Consider the following 15,687-nt stretch of genomic DNA (forward strand, 5'->3'; position numbering starts at 1 on the left):
GCAAGGCCGGCCGCCGGGTCCCCGGCACGCCCGGGGCGCGGCTCAGCCGCCGGCCAGCGCCCGCTTCGCCACTTCCGCCAGGAAGCCGCTGGCCACCGGCAGCACATCGTCGTTGAAGTCGTAATGCGGGTTGTGCAGTTCGCGCCCGCCCTCGGCCGGGCCGTTGCCGATCCAGACGAAGGCGCCCGGCGCCTCCTTCAGGAACCAGGAGAAATCCTCCCCGGTCATGGCCGGCGGCAGGTCGCGGCGCAGCGGGGCCACCGCGGCGGCGGCGGCGGCGGCCAGGTCGCGTTCCGCCGGGTGGTTCGCCGTCACCTCCACACCCTGGCGCCAGCCGATCGTGGCCATGACGCCGCAGGTGGCGGCGATGCCTTCGGCGACCCGCACCAGCCCCTCTTGGATCGCCTCCCCGGCGCTTCCCTCCAGCCAGCGGGCGGTGCCCTTCAGCACCACGCGGGCCGGGATCTGGTTCTGCGCCTCGCCGCCCTGCACGATGGTGACGCTGACGACGCCGCCGGCCACCGGGTCCAGGTTGCGCGCGACGATGCTCTGCAGCGCCACGATGCAATGGCCGGCGGCCAGCATCGGGTCGCGGGAGAGGTGCGGCAGGGCGGCGTGGGCGGCGTGGCCATCGAAGGTGATGTCGAAGCGGGCGCCGGCGGCCATCACGGCCTTGTCATGCACGGCGATGGTGCCAACCGGCAGCCCGGGCCAATTATGCCAGCCGAAGATGCGGTCCATGGGGAAGCGGCTGAACAGCCCCTCCGCCACCATGCTGCGGGCCCCGCCACCCCCTTCCTCCGCCGGCTGGAACACCAGATGCACCGTGCCCGTCCAGGCCCTGTCCTGCAGCAGAAGCTGCGCCGCGCCCAGCAGGGCGGTGGTGTGGCCGTCATGGCCGCAGGCATGCATCACGCCGGGGACGGTGCTGCGCCAGGGCAGGTCCTGGTTCACTTCCTGGATCGGCAGCGCGTCCATGTCGCCGCGCAGGCCGACGCTGCGGTTGCCGCCGCCGCGGCGCAGCGTGGCCACCACGCCATGGCCGCCGAAGCCCTCGGTGATCTCGGTCACCCCCATGCCGCGCAATTTCTCCGCCACGAAGGCGGCGGTGGCCTGTTCATGCAGGGTCAGGCCAGGGTTGGCGTGCAGGTGGCGACGCCAGGCTGCGAGGGTCTCGGCGAATGCGGTGTCCATCGGCGGATCCTACAGCAAGGGTGGGGCCGGGGAAATTGGCGCGGCGGGGCGTTACGGCTTCGGTCGATGGCCCGCTGGGCGGCGGCGGCCGCCACCAGGGCTTGCATGTCCGCGCCCGATACCCACCCCTGCGATGGAACCCGCCGCGCTTCCGGGCGCTTGCAGACCAGGTGAAACACTCCATTCGCGCTCCCCTCGCCGGCCTGTTCCTGCTCCTCGCCGCCCCTGCCGTGGCGCAGGCACCGGCCGTGCCGGACGCCGCCGAGTCGGCGCCGATCCCGGCCGCCGCGGCCGGCACCATCCCCTACACCGTCACCTTCACCCCGATCGGTGCGCCGGCGCTGGACGAGCCCATCGAGCAGGCCTCCCGCCTCCGACGCCTGGCGGAGGAAGCACCGGTCGATGCCTATGGGCTGGTGGCCCGCGCCCTGGGCGAGCCGCCGCGGCTGGACGAGGTGCTGCGCGCGGAAGGCTTCTGGGCCGGGCGCATCAGCGTGCGCCTGGCCGGCGAGCCGGCGGATGCCCCGGGCCTGGCGCAGCGCCTGGCCGCCCTGCCGGCGGGCAGCGGCGTGCCGGTGGAGGTCACCGTCACCCCCGGCCCGCGCTACCGCTTCCGCCGCATCGCCCTGCGCGCGGAGGATCCGGCCGGCGCCGGCCCGGTGGATGCGCTCGGCCAGCCGCCCGGCCTGCTGCCCGGGGAGCCGGCGCGCACTGGCCCGGTGCTGGATGCGGAGGCGGCGCTGCTCGACCGGCTGCGCGTCGCCGGCCATCCGCTGGCGGCGGTGGTGGACCGGGAAGTGCTGGTGAACCACGAGGAGCAGGTGATGGACGTCACCTGGACCCTGAACCCCGGCCCGGAAGCCCGCTTCGCCAGGCCGGCGATCGCCGGCGACACCGCGGTCAGCCCCGGCCTGCTGGCGCGCATCACCAACCGCCTGGCGGGCGAGCCCTATGCGCCCTCGCGGCTCGATGCGACGCGGCGAGAATTGCTGAACCTCGGCGTCTTCGACAGCGTGCGCGCCCGGGCGGCGGGGCGGCTGGATGCGGCGGGCAATCTGCCGGTGACCTTCACCGTCTCCGACCGCCCGCGCAACGCCGCCGGCGTGACGCTGGCCTATGAGACGAATTACGGCCCCACCACGTCGGTCTACTACGAACGCCGCAACCTGTTCGGCAATGCCGAGCGGCTGCGGCTGGAGGCGGAGGCGTCGCGCCTTGGCAGCGAGACGGACGACACCAACCTGCGGCTGTCAGCCAATCTGCGCCGCCCCGGCCTGATCGATGGCCGTACCACCCTGGTGCTGGAGGCGAAGACGGAGCGGGAGCGGCTGGACGCCTATGACCGCGACGGCGTCACCCTCTCCGCCCTGCTGGAACGGCCCTTCGGCGACAATTGGGTGCTGCAGTCCGGCCCGACCTTCGAGACCGGGCGGATCGGCCGCGATGACAACCTGGAGCCCTTCACCCTGGCCGGCCTGGTGATGGGCGCGCGCTACGACAACACCGATTCGCCGCTGGATCCGCGCCGCGGCTTCCGCGCCAGCCTGCTCGCCGTGCCCTATGCCGACATCGCCGAGGGCGGCGGTTTCGTGCGCAGCGTGGCGACGCTGCGGACCTATTTCGACCTGACCGGCAGCGGCAGCAGCATCCTGGCGCTGCGCGGCTCGCTCGGCAGCCTGCTGTTCGCCGACCGGACCGTGCCGCTGGACAAGCGCTTCTATGCGGGCGGCGGCGGGTCTGTGCGCGGCTACGCCTATCAGGGCATCGGCCCGCGCGACTCCCAGGGCCGGGCGGAAGGCGGGGCGAGCCTGGTGGAGGGTTCGGTGGAGCTGCGCCAGCGCCTGTCCGGCGCGCTCGGCATGGTCGCCTTCCTCGATGGCGGCTCGGTGGGGGAGGAGGAGACGCCGGACTTCGAGGAGGTGCGGCTCGGCGCCGGCCTTGGCGTGCGCTACGCCACGGCGATCGGGCCGCTGCGGCTCGATGTGGCGATACCGCTGAACAAGCAGTCCGGCGATGATGGGTATGGCCTGTATGTCGGACTTGGCCAGGCCTTCTGAGGCGCGGCAGGCGCCACCCCCCCGCGGTCGACGCTGGCTGCGCTGGACGCTCGCGCTGCTGCTGCTGCTGGTGCTGCTGCCGGTGGCGCTGTTGGGCGGCGCCCTGCTCTACGCCAACAGCGAAGGCGGGCGGGCGCGGCTGGCGGGCCTGGCGGAATCCTTCGTGCCCGGGCTGCGGCTGGAAGGCCTGGGCGGCCCCCTGCCCGGCCGGCTTTCCATCGCCCGGCTGACGCTGTCCGATGACCAGGGCGTGTGGCTGGAGATGCAGGATGTGGCGGTGGACTGGGACCCGCGCGCCCTGCTGTCCGGCACCGCCCAGGTGAACCTGCTGGCGGCGGAACGCCTGGCGGTGCTGCGCCTGCCGCAGGGCGAGACGGCGCCGGTGGCGGAGGATGCGCCGCCCGGCCCGCTGCTGCCGCAACTGCCGCAGCTTCCCGTGGCGGTGCGGCTGGAGCGGCTGGCCCTGGCGCGGATCGAGCTGGCGCCGGCGGTGGCCGGCCAGGCGGCGGTGCTGCGCGCGGAGGGCCAGGCGCTGCTGGATGCCGCCGGCCTGACCGCCAGCCTGGATGTGACGGCGCCGCAGGGCGCGACCCGGCTGGCCCTGCAGGCGGCGCTGCGCCCGGCAAGCGGCCGGCTGACGGCGGAGATCCACCTGCACGACGCCGCCGGCGGCCCGATCCCGGCGCTGATCGGCCAGGCGGGCCGGCCGATCGACCTGGACCTGACCCTGGATGGCCCGGCAGAGGAAGCCGCGCTGACGCTGCGCGCCGCGGCCGGGCCCGGCCTGTCGCTGGATCTCACCGGCACGCTGCGCGCCCCGGCGCTGGACCGGCTGGGCGCCACGCTGCGCGGCACCGCCGATGCCTCCGCCCTGATGGAAGGCCCGCTCGCCGGCCTTGCCGGGCCCTTGGCGCTGGCGCTGGATTCAGGGCGCATGGCGGATGGCGCCATCGACCTGCGCCGGCTGGAATTGCGCGGCGCCGCCGGGCGCATCGCCGCCCGCGGCATCCTGGCGGCCGACCTCGCCACCGCCGACCTGCTTGTGGAGGCCGACCTCGCCGGCTCCCGGGCCTTCGCCGCGCTGCTGCCGGAAGGCGTGCTGGCCTGGGACGGGCTGGCGCTGCGCGGCACCGTGCAGGGTCCCCTGGCCGCGCCCAGCGTCGATGCCACGCTGGCAGCGCAGGGCTTCGCCTCGCCCCTCCATCCGGTGCAGGCGATGCTCGGCGCCACCCCGCGCGTGACGCTGCGCGCCACGGCGCCGGGGCGGATCGCGCTGCTGCGGGTGGCGGGTGCGGCGCTGCAGGCCCAGGCGGAAGGCCAGGTGGGAGAGACGCTGGACCTGCGCTTTTCCGCCGACCTCGCCTCCGTCGAAGGCGCGGCGCCGGGCCTGGGCGGCGCGCTGCGGCTGGAAGGCACCGCCAGCGGCCCCCTCGCCGACCCCAGCCTGACGGTGCAGGTACAGTCCGACCGGCTGGAGATGGCCGGCCAGGTGCTGGAGGCGCTGCGGCTGGAGGCGCGCATCGCCAACCCGGCCTCCGCCCCGGCCGTGCAGGCGGCGGCCAGCGGGCGTTTCCAGGGCCTGCCCCTGGCGCTCGATCTCCGCGCCGCACCGCTGCCGGAGGGCCGGGTGCGGCTGGAGGCGGCCAGCGCGCGGCTGGGTCCGGCGACGCTGACGGCAGACGGCGTGCTGGACACCGGCAGCCTGGTCTTCAGCGGCGATGCCACCCTGGCGGCGGAGGCGCTGGCGCCGCTCTCGGCCATTGCCGGCACGCCGCTGGCCGGCGCCTTGCGGCTGGAGGCGGCATTGTCCGCCCAGGATGGCCAGCAGGCGGTGCGTCTGCGCCTGGCCGCGCCGCGCCTGACCGTCTCCGGCACCCAGGCGCGCGACATCACGGCGACGGTGGAAGGCACACTGGCGGCGCTGGACTTTGCCCTCTCCGGCCAGCTCTCCGGCACGGCGATGGCGGCGCGCGGCCGCCTGGCGACGCTGGAGGATGGCGCGCGGCGGCTGGAGCTGGCGGCGCTGAGCCTCGCCGGCCAGGGCGAGACCATCCGCCTCGCCGCCCCGGCCCGGCTGGTGCTGCGCCCGGATGGCGCGGTGGAGGTGGCGGCGCTGTCCGTCACCAGCGGCCGCGGCGGCACGCTGAACCTCGCCGGCACCTGGTCGGCGGCGCGGGCCGATCTGCGCGCCACGCTCAACCTGCCGGACCTGGCGGGCATCGCGCCGCTGGTGCCCGGCGTGACGCCCAGCGGGCGGGTGCAGGCGGAGGCACGGATCACCGGTCCCGGCACGGCGCCCGCCATCGCTGCCACGCTGCGCGCCAGCAACCTGCGCGCCGGCGCGGCCTGGGCGCGCGGCCTACCGCCGGCCGGGGTCCAGGCGGAAGCCACCCGCACCGCCGAGGGCGCCATCACCGCCCGCGCCACGCTCGGCCTTGGCGCCGGCACGCGGCTGGTGGCGGCGGCAAGGCTGCCGCAGGGGCCGACCGGGCCGCTGGACGGGTCGCTGGACGGGCAGGCCGACCTCGGCGCGCTGGCGCAGCCGCTGCTGGCGGCGGGGGCGGACCGCGTGGCCGGGCGGCTCGACCTCGGCCTGCGCATCGGCGGCACGGTGGCGAACCCGGTCCTCGGCGGGCAGGCGCGGCTGGCCGGCGGCTCCTACCGCAACGCGGTGCTGGGCGTGGCGCTGACCCAGCTGGCCGGCACCATCGCCGCGGAGGGGCCGCGCCTGCGGCTGGACCTCACCGGCCGCACCGCCGGCCAGGGGCGCATCGCGCTGGGCGGCACCGTGGCGCCGCTGGAGGCGAGCCTGCCGGTGGACCTGATGCTGCGCGCGGTGCAGGCGCAGCCCGTCGCCTCCGACCTCATCACCGCCGCGGTGGATGCGGAACTGGCGCTGACCGGCGGGCTGGCCACCGGGTCGCGCCTGGCCGGGGTGGTGCGGCTGCGGCGGGCGGATATCCGCGTGCCGGATCAGCTTCCGGCTTCCGTCCGCAGCCTGGGCCCGGTGACGGAGGTGGGCCGCGTGCCGGGCCGTGCCACGCCGCCACCGCGCCGCACGGCGGCGACAGCGCAGGCGGAGGCGGCGGCGCCGATCGCGCTCGATATCCGCTTCGAGGCGCCGCGCGGCGTCTTCGTGCGCGGCCGCGGCCTGGATGCGGAGCTGGGCGGCACGCTGCAGATCGGCGGCACCGTCGCCAGCCCCGAGATCGTCGGGCAACTCGCCCTGGTGCGGGGCGAGTTCCAGATCGTCGGCCGCCGCCTGACCTTCAGCCGCGGCCGGCTGGATTTCAGCGGCGGCCTGATCCCGGACCTGGATTTCGAGGCGACCAGCCAGACCGGCGGCACCACCGTCTCCGTCGCCATCACCGGCCCGCCGGGCCAGCCCGTGATCACCTTCTCCTCCTCGCCGGAGTTGCCGCAGGACGAGATCCTGGCGCGGCTGCTGTTCGACCGGCCGGTCAGCGCGCTGTCCGCCTTCGAGATCGCGCAGATCGCCCAGGCCATCGCGGGTGCCACCGGCATTGCCGGCGGCGGCGCCGCGGGGGTGCTGGACCGGGTGCGGCAGACGCTGGGGCTGGATCGGCTTTCCGTGGGCGGCGGCGGCGAGACGGCGGGCCGGACCACGACGGCCGAGGAGCGCTCCGGCCCGACGCTGGAAGCCGGGCGTTACGTGGCCGATGGCGTCTTCGTCGGCGTGCGCCAGGGGACAGAGACAGGGTCCTCCCGCGTCGGGGTGCGGGTCGACATCACGCCGCGCATCAAGCTGGAAGCCGAGACCGGCGACCGGGAGGCCGGGGAGCGCGTCGGCGTGACCATGGAATGGCAATGGGGGCGCTGATCCAGGGCACGGATCACGCCAGCTGCGGGACCCGCCGCAGCAGCGCCGCATCCAGCGCCGCGCGCCGCTGCCAGAGGCTGTCATACCAGGCCCGGCGGAGGCCGAGCTGCTGCGCCAGCAGCCGCTCCGACCGCACCCAGGCGCGCGCCGCCTCCGCCATCGCCAGCGCCCGGCCGCGATCGGCCAGCAGCGACCGCAGGGCGGCCAGCAGCGCCTCCGGCGTCGGCAGGATCAGCCCGGTTTCGCCATGCCGCAGGGTGCCGGCATAGACCACCGGGCTGGCCAGGCAGCACAGGCGATGGCCGCCGGCCTCCACCGCCTTGAGGTCGGATTTCATGCGGTTGAACCGGGTATCGGCCAAGGGCAGGAAGGCCAGTTCACAGCGCGCCAGCACCGCGCGATAGCCGGCGTAGTCCGCCGTGGGCGTGAACCGCTTGTGCGGCGTCGCCAGCGCCGCATGGCTGGTGCGGTCATGCACCACCTCCACCGCCAGCCGGCCATCGGCCTCGGCCAGGGCCTGGTTCAGGGCGGGCAGGAAGGGGGCGATGTCGGCTTCCCGGTTCAGCGCGCCGAAGAACAGCGTCAGCCGGCCCGGATCCCGGAAATTCGCCGGCTCCGGCAGTTCGGCCAGGGTGTTGGGGAAGACCGCGACCTCCGGGTTCCAGGCGGCGAACAGCGCGCGCAGCGGCTCGGTCGAGGTCTGCACCGCATGCACGCCGCTGAAGGCCAGATTGCCGTTGCGCGCGATGGAGGGCCAATGCGCCGGGTCGTCGTCGAATTCCTGCACCAGCAGCGCGCCGGTGGCGCGCGCTGCTTTCAGATAGGCGACGGCCTGCGGGCTGTCCAAGAGGCGGCGCTGCAGGATCAGCACATGCGGCAGGCCGGCCCGCGGCGCGGGCAGGTCGCCGGACTGGCTGACCTCCACCCGCACGCCGGGCTGGCTGGCCAGGGCACGCATCGGCTGCAGCACCCGCACATCGTTCACGCCGCCCACCGGCTTCAAGGTGCGCGCCGCCAGGAACAGCCGCCGCGGTGCGCGGGGCGTGGCGCGCCAGACATATTGCAGGGGGGCGGCGCGGCGCAGCCAATCCGCCGGCGTGGTGCCAAGCGCCGCCAGCGCGGGTTCCAGCGCAGCCGCCAGGGTCTCCGCCTTTTCCGCGTCGAAGACCCGCGGCGCCACGTCCACCGGCACCAGCCCGGCCTGTTCCAGCGCCTGGCGCATGCCCTCCGCGGTGAACCAGCGCAGATGCGTTCGGTCGAACAGGCCCTTCTCCTCGTAGCGCCAGCCGCCGGCCAGCAGGCGGGCGGTGAAGGACCAGTGCTCCAGGTTCGGCACGCAGGCCAGCAGCACACCCCCCGGCGCCAGCAGCGGCGCATCGCGCGCCAGCACGGCCCAGGGGTCGCGCAGGTGTTCCAGCACGTCACCGAACACCATCGCGTCCAGGCTGCCCGGCGCCAGCGGCGGCGCCACCGCCTCCACATCCAGGCGGTGCAGCGCGTCGTAATGCGGTGCCGCCAGCGCGGCCAGGGCCGGGTCGGGCTCGATCCCGATCAGCGCCGCCGCCGGGTTGCGCCGCCGGAAGGCCGCCCCCAGCGCGCCCGCGCCGCAGCCCACATCCAGCACACGGCGCGCATCCAGCGGGATGCGCGCCAGCAGGTCCGAGTTCGCCACCAGGCCGTAGGTCGCTTCGGTCACGGGGCGGGCACGGCCTCGGCGGCGGCGGCGAGGGCGGCCAGCACATGGTTCGCGCCGCGCCGCAGCTGGGTGGTGGCGAAGCCCAGCGCCTGGGGCGGGTAGCGGTCCAGCGCTTCCGCCACCGCCAGATGTGTCAGGGGCGGCGCCGGCAGGCCGAAATCGCGGCGCCAGCGCGTGCCCCTCGTGTAGTCCAGCGGCACCAGTTGGCGCAGCACGGCGAGCCGCGTCGCGCTGGCCACCGCCGGCGACGGGCCGGCGCCCTCGAAGGCGTCGAGCCGCGCCGCCAGCGCGGCCATGGCCGCCGCAACATCCGAAAAATCAAATCGTTCCCCGGCCGCCTTCGCATAGCGGTCGAGGTGTGTCCGCAGCTCCGCCAGCAGCGCGCCGGGGTCGAGCGGCAGCGCCGCCTGCGTCGCCATGCGGAACACGGCCAGCGCATACAGCCGGATGTCGGTCAGCAGCACCCCCGGATCCGCCACCTCCAGCTGGTCGCGGTCGGTGTGCCAGGCGGTGTTGCCGCCATTGCCCATGACGAAATACCAGCCGCGCCGTTCCACCTCCGCCTTCGGGATGCGGGAGGAGGCGGAGAAGCAGCCGGAGATGCCGAGGTTGTTGAAGGAGAAGTCGCTGGATTGCGTCGGCCGCTTGCCGCCGGCCACCTGGCCCGTCGCGTCGCGCACCGCCGCCGTCACGAAGGCGCGGTTCTCTGCCATCCAGGGAATGGTCGGGTAGTCGGTGGCGTCGCGGCAGCCGGGGCTGTCGCAGTTCATATGCGCCACGCAATGCTGCGCGAGATCCAACGCGTGCTGGTCGGCATACCAGGTGGAGCCGGCGAACTTGCCGGTGGAGTGGCCGGGCCACCAGCAGACACGCACGCCGCGCCGCAGCTTGGCCCGATGCGCGTGCAGGGTGCGGGCGACCTCCAGCAGGCAGGCATCGCCGGTGGCGTTGTCGCCGACGCCGACATCCCAGGAATCGTAGTGGCCGTGCAGCAGCACGAAGCCGGGCTCGGTGCCCGGGATGCGCACTTCCGGCAGCACCTGGTCGAACCAGCCTTCCTCCACCACCGTGGTCAGGGTGGCGCTGGCGCCGCGGGCGGCGGCGGCGATCAGCTTCTCCCCGTCCGGGCCGCTGACGGCGCAGCCGGGGATGGGCGTGCGGCCCGGCAGGTCGTCCAGGTCCGGCGTGCCCCAGATGGCGCTGCCGCTGCCCCAATGCCGGTCCGGCCCGGGGTTCACCGCGATGACCCCGGCGGCACCCAGCGCGGCGAAGTGCAGGATGCGCTCCGCCAGGATCATGCCGCGGAACACCACCAGCCGGCCGCGCAGGTCCGGCACGCCCGGCGCCGGGTCGTAGCCCGGGCCGAACAGGGGCGCACTCGCCGGTGTCCAGCCCGGCGGCGGGCCCACCGGGTTCTCGACGAAGACCAGCGGTGCCGTCAGCCCCTCCGGCGCCGTCTCCGCCAGCTGCGCCGGGCGGGCCGGGAGGCGCAGGCCATCGAGCGTCACCTGCGCGGCCTTCGGCACGGCCAGGTACAGGCGCGGCCGGTGCACCGTGACGGGCAGGCCGAGCGCCCGCAGGCGGCGGACGATCTCCTCCCCCGCCGCCGCGGCCTCCTCCGGGTCCTGGCGCCGCATGGTGGAGAACCGCTCGACCAGCGACCAGGCATCCTCGATGCGGGCGGTGGCCATCAGCGCGGCTTCGTCGGGCGTGGTCATCGGGGTCAGGGCCTGTGTTCGGGCGGGGATCGGCAAGCGCTCAGTCCAACGTCACGCCGGTGGCGCGCACCACGCCGGCCCAGCGTTCGATCTCGGCCAGGACGTAGCGCTGGGTTTCCTCCGGCGTGGTGCCGCCGGGGGTGACGCCGATGGCGGCATAGCGCGTGCGCACCGCCTCGCTCGCCAGGGCGCGCCGAAGCTGGGCGTAGAAGGCCTGGACCACATCCTCCGGCACCCCTGCCGGCCCGGCCAGGCCGAACCAGTTGGTGGTGACGACCTGGGGAAAGCCCTGCTCCGCCAGGGTGGGAATCTCCGGGAAGGCGGCGCTGCGCGTCGCGGTGGACAGCGCCAGCGGCCGCACCGCGCCGCTGCGGATGTGCACCGCGGCGGAGGGCAGGCTGTCCCACATCCCTTCGATCCGCCCGCCGATCACATCCGCCGTGGCCGCCTGGGCGCCGCGATAGGGCACATGGGCGATGTCGATGCCGGCGGCGGCCTTCAGCAATTCCCCGGTCAGGTGGTGCAGCGTGCCATTGCCGCCGGAGCCGAAATTCATCGCCCCGGGCCGGGCCTTGGCAGCGGCGATGTAGCCGGCCAGGTCGCGGAAGGGCTGGTCGCGCCCGACGATCAGCACCAGCGGCAGCGTGCCGATCAGCGTGATGTTGCGGAAATCCCGCCGGGTGTCATAGGGCAGGTCCCGGCGCAGCGACGGAAAGATGGCCTGGGGGCCGACATTGGTCGTCATCCAGGCATAGCCGTCCGGCGCCGATTTCGCGACATGGTCGGAGGCGACGACCCCGCCGGCGCCGGCGCGGTTCTCCACCGGGAAGGGCTGGCCGGTCTGCTCCTGCAGCGCCTGGGCCAGGGTGCGCGTCAGGATGTCGGAGGCCCCGCCCGGCGGGGCGGAGGAGATCATTCGCACCGGGCGGGTCGGCCAGCTGGCCGGCGTCGCGGCCGCCTGGGCGGCCGCAGACTGGGCCAGGGCGGCCTGGGCGGGCGCCAGGGCAATGGCGGAAAGCAGCAAGCGACGGCGCATCGGCGGTGTCCTTGTCTGGGGGAGGCTGCCGCGATGGGACACGGGCCGCGCCGCAGAGGCAAGACGATGCCGGACCGGCACCACGGCGATGCTTGACGTGCGGCGCGTCGCCCCGCAATCCCCCCGGCATGGCTCCTCCCCCCCTGCTGCACCTGCGCGACATCCGGCTGCGCCTCGGCTCCACCCAATTGCTGGACGGGGCGGAGATTGCGGTCGGCCCCGGCGACCGGCTGGCCCTGGTGGGGCGCAACGGATCGGGCAAATCCACCCTGCTGAAGATCGCCGCCGGGATCATCGAGCCCGATGCCGGCACGGTCTTCACCCAGCCGGGCGCGACCATCCGCTACCTGCCGCAGGAGCCCGATTTTTCCGGCTTTGCGACCACCGGCGCCTATGTCGAGGCCGGCCTCGGCCCGGGGGACGATCCCTATCGCGGGCGGCTGCTGCTGGAAGGCTTCGGCCTGACCGGGGCCGAGAATCCCGCCACGCTGTCGGGTGGCGAGGCGCGGCGCGCGGCACTCGCCCGCGTGCTGGCGCCGGAGCCCGACATCCTGCTGCTGGACGAGCCCACCAACCACCTGGACCTGCCGGCGATCGAATGGCTGGAACAGGAACTCGGCCCGCTGCGCAGCGCCCTGGTGCTGATCAGCCATGACCGGCGCTTCCTGGAACGCCTCTCGAAATCCATGGTCTGGCTGGACCGCGGCACCACCCGCCGCCTCGACCAGGGTTTCGCCCATTTCGAAGCCTGGCGCGACCAGGTGCTGGAGGAGGAGGAGACCCAGGCGCACAAGCTGGCCCGCAAGATCGTGCGGGAGGAGCATTGGCTGCGCTACGGCGTCACCGCCCGGCGCAAGCGCAACGTCAAGCGACTGGCCGGGCTGCAGGATCTGCGCAAGCGGCGGCGCGAGCGGGTGACGGCGCCGGGCACGGTGCGCATGGCGGCCAGCGAGGGCGAGGCCTCCGGCAACATGGTTGCTGCGCTGGAAGGCGTCACCAAGGGCTATCCGGGCGCGGCGCCGGTGGTGCGGGACTTCTCCACCCGGGTCATGCGCGGCGACCGGGTTGGCATCGTCGGGCCGAACGGCGCCGGCAAGACCACGCTGCTGAAGCTGCTGACCGGCGCGCTGGCGGCGGATGAGGGCATCGTGCGGCTGGGCGCCAGCCTGCAGATGGTGACGCTGGACCAGACCCGGCAGAGCCTGGACCCCACCACGACGCTGCAGGACGCGCTGACCGGCGGGTCCGGCGACGTGGTGCGGGTGGGGCAGGAGACGAAGCACGTCGTCGGCTACATGAAGGATTTCCTGTTCCTGCCGGAACAGGCGCGCACGCCGGTCGCCGCGCTGTCGGGCGGGGAGCGGGGGCGGCTGATGCTGGCGCGCGCCATGGCCACGCCGTCCAACCTGCTGGTGCTGGACGAGCCGACCAACGACCTGGACCTGGAGACGCTGGACCTGCTGCAGGAATTGCTGGCCGAGTATGGCGGCACCGTCATCGTCGTCAGCCACGACCGCGACTTCCTGGACCGTGTCGCCACCAATGTCATCGCCTCGGAAGGCCAGGGGCAGTGGCTGGACTATGCCGGCGGCTATTCCGACATGGTGGCGCAGCGCGGCCGCGGCGTGCAGGCGAAGGAACGCGCCGCCGCCGCTGCCTCGGACAAGGCGCGCGGCGGCGCGGCGCCGCCGCGGGCCGAAGCGCGCGCCCGGATGTCCTTCAAGGACAAGCACGCGCTGGAATCCCTGCCCGGCCGCATCGCGCAGCTGGAGAAGGAGATGGCGGTGCTGCAGAAGGCGCTGGCCGACCCCAACCTGTATACCGCCGACCCCGCTGGCTTCACCGCCCGCACCAACCTGCTGGCCCGCAAGCAGGCGGAGCGCGATGCGGCGGAGGAGGATTGGCTGCGCCTGGAAATGCTGCGTGAGGAGCTGGAAGGATGACCATCGGCGTCGGCGGGTCCGACTTCGCCACCGAACTCGGCCGCATTCCCAACCGCCGCGACGCGGTGCCGCCGATCGGGGCGGAGGAGCATGCACGCCGCCTCGCCGCCGCGCAGGCGCGCATGGCGGAACTCGGCATTGCCGCGCTGTGGCTGGACGGCACCACCAACCTCGCCTGGCTCACGGGCCTCAGGCATGGCCAGTCCGAGCGCCCGGTCGGCGCCGTGCTGCCGGCGCGCGGCGCGCTGACCTATCTCTGCCCCGCATTCGAGGTGGAGCGGCTGAAGACCATGCTCACCCTGCCCGGCGAGGTGCGCGGCTGGGAGGAGGATGAGGATCCCTACCTCGCCTTCACCGACATCCTGCGCGCGGCGGATGTGGCGGGCGGCACGGTGGCGCTGGATGACCTGGCGCGGGTCTTCGTGGCGGAGGGGATGCGCGGCGCGCTGCCGAACCACCGCTTCATCGCCAGCGCCCCGGTCACCAGCCATCTGCGGCAGCGCAAATCGGAGCACGAGGTCGCGCTGCTGCGCCAGGCCATGGGCATGACGCTGGACATCCAGGCCGCCGCCGCCCGCGCGCTGCGCCCGGGCGTGACGACGACCGAGGTCGGCGACTTCCTCGCCGCCGCCCACCGCAAGGCCGGCTTCGATTCCGGCCCGGCCTTCTCCATCGTGCTGTTCGGCGAGGCCACGGCCTATCCGCATGGCGTGCCCTATCCGCAGACGCTGGCGGAGGGCGACGTGGTGCTGATCGATGTCGGCGCGCCGCTGCATGGCTACATGTCCGACATCACCCGCAGCTACATCTTCGGCGAGCCCAGCGCGCGGCAGCGGCAGATCTGGAACCTGGACCACGCCGCCCAGGCGGCCGGCATCGCCGCGGCGCGGCCGGGCATCGCGGCGGGGGCCATCGACGATGCGGTGCGCGGCGTGGTGGTCGCGGCCGGCTTCGGCCCGGGCCACAAGGTGCCCGGCCTGCCGCACCGCGCCGGCCACGGCATCGGCCTGGATGTGCATGAGGCGCCCTATTTCGTCCGCGGCGGCAAGGAGATCCTGGCCCCCGGCGCCACCGGCAGCATCGAGCCGACCATCGCCATCTATGGCGAGTTCGGCATCCGGCTGGAGGACCACATCGTCATCACCGAGACCGGCGCGGCCTGGCTGACCGCACCGGCGAAATCCGTCGATGATCCGTTTGGCGTGGCGTGACGACGCCCGGAGCAGGGGCGTGACGACGCCCGGAGCAGGGGCGTGGCGACGCCCGGAGAGAGGGCGTGACGACGCCCGGGCATGGGGAGTGAAGCACGATGCTGACGCTGTATGGCTGCCTGCGGTCCCGCGCCTCGCGCAATGCGTGGCTGCTGCATGAGGCGGGGCTGGACTTCCGGCATGTGCCGGTGATCCAGGCCTATCGCCTGGCGGACCCCGAGGCGCCGGACGCGCCGCTGCACACCCGCTCGCCCGATTTCCTCGCGGTCAATCCGAACGGCCACATTCCGTCGCTGGTGGATGACGGGCTGGTGCTGCACGAAAGCCTCGCCATCAACCTCTACCTCGCCCGCCGCCATGGTGGCGCGCTGGGGCCGGCCGATGCGGCCGAGGACGGGCTGATGGGCATGTGGAGCCTCTGGGCGGCCACCGAGGTGGAGCCGCACAGCATCGAGATCCTCTACAACCGCGTCGGCAAGCCGCCGGCGGAGCGCGACGCGGCGAAGGCCGAGGCCGCGGTCGCCGCGCTGCGCAACCCCGTGGCGGTGCTGGACCGGGCGCTGGCGGAAAGCTCCTTCCTGGTCGGCGGCCGCTTCACCGTGGCCGACATCAATGTGGCGGAGGTGATGCGCTACGCCCTGCCGGCACCGGAACTGTTCACCGATGCACCACGGGTGAAGGCCTGGATGGAAGCCTGCCACGCCCGCCCCGCCTTCCGCCGGATGATGGCCGACCGGGAGCGCGAGCCCGCCTGATCCAGGCCCCGGCCGGCGGGCACGCAACCGTGAAGGCGCCCGCCGCGCCGCCGGCCGGCGGGCCGAACCGCGCGGCCGAATCAGCCTGAATCAAGCGCCTGCGCCCTGTCCCGGCGGGCCGGGCAAGACCGGAGGCGGTGCGCCACGGCGCCGCGTTGCAACCTCCGTGGGTTGCGCTGCGTTCGACCCCGGGCCATCCCGGGCCGCCTCATCCCGAACCACCTGCCAGGGAGCCA

General features: G+C 74.4%; 9 protein-coding genes. 5 read left to right on the forward strand and 4 right to left on the reverse strand.

All coding sequences use genetic code 11. The features are described from left to right. Window positions 1–42 precede the first annotated feature (42 nt). On the reverse strand, window positions 43–1,194 hold the full coding sequence (locus HEQ75_RS00405) for an amidohydrolase (protein WP_168026932.1): 1,152 nt from the start codon (window positions 1,192–1,194) through the stop codon (window positions 43–45). 170 nt (window positions 1,195–1,364) lie between these two features. Between HEQ75_RS00405 and HEQ75_RS00410 the strand changes: the two genes are divergently transcribed. After that, window positions 1,365–3,251 (forward strand): autotransporter assembly complex protein TamA, encoded by a 1,887-nt coding sequence (locus HEQ75_RS00410; protein ID WP_328733123.1) that lies wholly within the window; start codon window positions 1,365–1,367, stop codon window positions 3,249–3,251. Continuing rightward, window positions 3,235–7,092 carry a translocation/assembly module TamB domain-containing protein gene (locus HEQ75_RS00415; protein ID WP_168026934.1) on the forward strand — a complete coding sequence of 1,286 codons (3,858 nt, stop codon included), beginning with the start codon at window positions 3,235–3,237 and terminating at the stop codon, window positions 7,090–7,092. Before HEQ75_RS00410 ends, HEQ75_RS00415 begins: the two co-directional genes overlap by 17 nt. A 13-nt stretch (window positions 7,093–7,105) precedes the next feature. Here HEQ75_RS00415 and HEQ75_RS00420 read toward each other — a convergent pair whose 3' ends face one another. The 3 genes from HEQ75_RS00420 to HEQ75_RS00430 are packed head-to-tail and all read right to left on the reverse strand — an operon-like array spanning window position 7,106 to window position 11,542. Further along, window positions 7,106–8,788 carry a methyltransferase domain-containing protein gene (locus HEQ75_RS00420; RefSeq protein WP_168026935.1) on the reverse strand — a complete coding sequence of 561 codons (1,683 nt, stop codon included), beginning with the start codon at window positions 8,786–8,788 and terminating at the stop codon, window positions 7,106–7,108. Continuing rightward, a complete protein-coding gene (locus HEQ75_RS00425) occupies window positions 8,785–10,506 on the reverse strand; it encodes a M28 family peptidase (protein WP_168026936.1) in 1,722 nt (573 codons plus the stop codon). Before HEQ75_RS00425 ends, HEQ75_RS00420 begins: the two co-directional genes overlap by 4 nt. A 40-nt stretch (window positions 10,507–10,546) precedes the next feature. Further along, window positions 10,547–11,542 carry a Bug family tripartite tricarboxylate transporter substrate binding protein gene (locus HEQ75_RS00430; RefSeq protein ID WP_168026937.1) on the reverse strand — a complete coding sequence of 332 codons (996 nt, stop codon included), beginning with the start codon at window positions 11,540–11,542 and terminating at the stop codon, window positions 10,547–10,549. A gap of 128 nt (window positions 11,543–11,670) precedes the next feature. Between HEQ75_RS00430 and HEQ75_RS00435 the strand changes: the two genes are divergently transcribed. From HEQ75_RS00435 to HEQ75_RS00445, 3 genes are all read left to right on the forward strand, one after another. Then, the gene (locus HEQ75_RS00435; RefSeq protein WP_168026938.1) at window positions 11,671–13,485 is read left to right on the forward strand and encodes an ABC-F family ATP-binding cassette domain-containing protein; all 1,815 of its coding nucleotides are present in this window, start codon (window positions 11,671–11,673) and stop codon (window positions 13,483–13,485) included. Beyond that, complete coding sequence (locus HEQ75_RS00440; RefSeq protein ID WP_168026939.1) at window positions 13,482–14,696, forward strand: M24 family metallopeptidase; 1,215 nt, start codon at window positions 13,482–13,484, stop codon at window positions 14,694–14,696. Before HEQ75_RS00435 ends, HEQ75_RS00440 begins: the two co-directional genes overlap by 4 nt. 98 nt (window positions 14,697–14,794) lie before the next feature. Next, a complete protein-coding gene (locus HEQ75_RS00445; protein ID WP_168026940.1) occupies window positions 14,795–15,451 on the forward strand; it encodes a glutathione S-transferase family protein in 657 nt (218 codons plus the stop codon). Window positions 15,452–15,687 lie beyond the last annotated feature (236 nt).

Origin of the sequence: Falsiroseomonas selenitidurans, from assembly GCF_012103215.1 — a bacterium.
GTDB classification, from domain to species: domain Bacteria; phylum Pseudomonadota; class Alphaproteobacteria; order Acetobacterales; family Acetobacteraceae; genus Falsiroseomonas; species Falsiroseomonas selenitidurans.

Excerpts from the sequence above, each read along its gene's own strand:
- HEQ75_RS00405 (WP_168026932.1), bottom strand. The coding sequence starts at position 1,194 with ATGGACACCGCATTCGCCGAGACCCTCGCAGCCTGGCGTCGCCACCTG.
- HEQ75_RS00425 (WP_168026936.1), bottom strand. The coding sequence starts at position 10,506 with ATGACCACGCCCGACGAAGCCGCGCTGATGGCCACCGCCCGCATCGAG.
- HEQ75_RS00430 (WP_168026937.1), bottom strand. The coding sequence starts at position 11,542 with ATGCGCCGTCGCTTGCTGCTTTCCGCCATTGCCCTGGCGCCCGCCCAG.
- HEQ75_RS00435 (WP_168026938.1), top strand. The coding sequence starts at position 11,671 with ATGGCTCCTCCCCCCCTGCTGCACCTGCGCGACATCCGGCTGCGCCTC.
- HEQ75_RS00440 (WP_168026939.1), top strand. The coding sequence starts at position 13,482 with ATGACCATCGGCGTCGGCGGGTCCGACTTCGCCACCGAACTCGGCCGC.
- HEQ75_RS00445 (WP_168026940.1), top strand. The coding sequence starts at position 14,795 with ATGCTGACGCTGTATGGCTGCCTGCGGTCCCGCGCCTCGCGCAATGCG.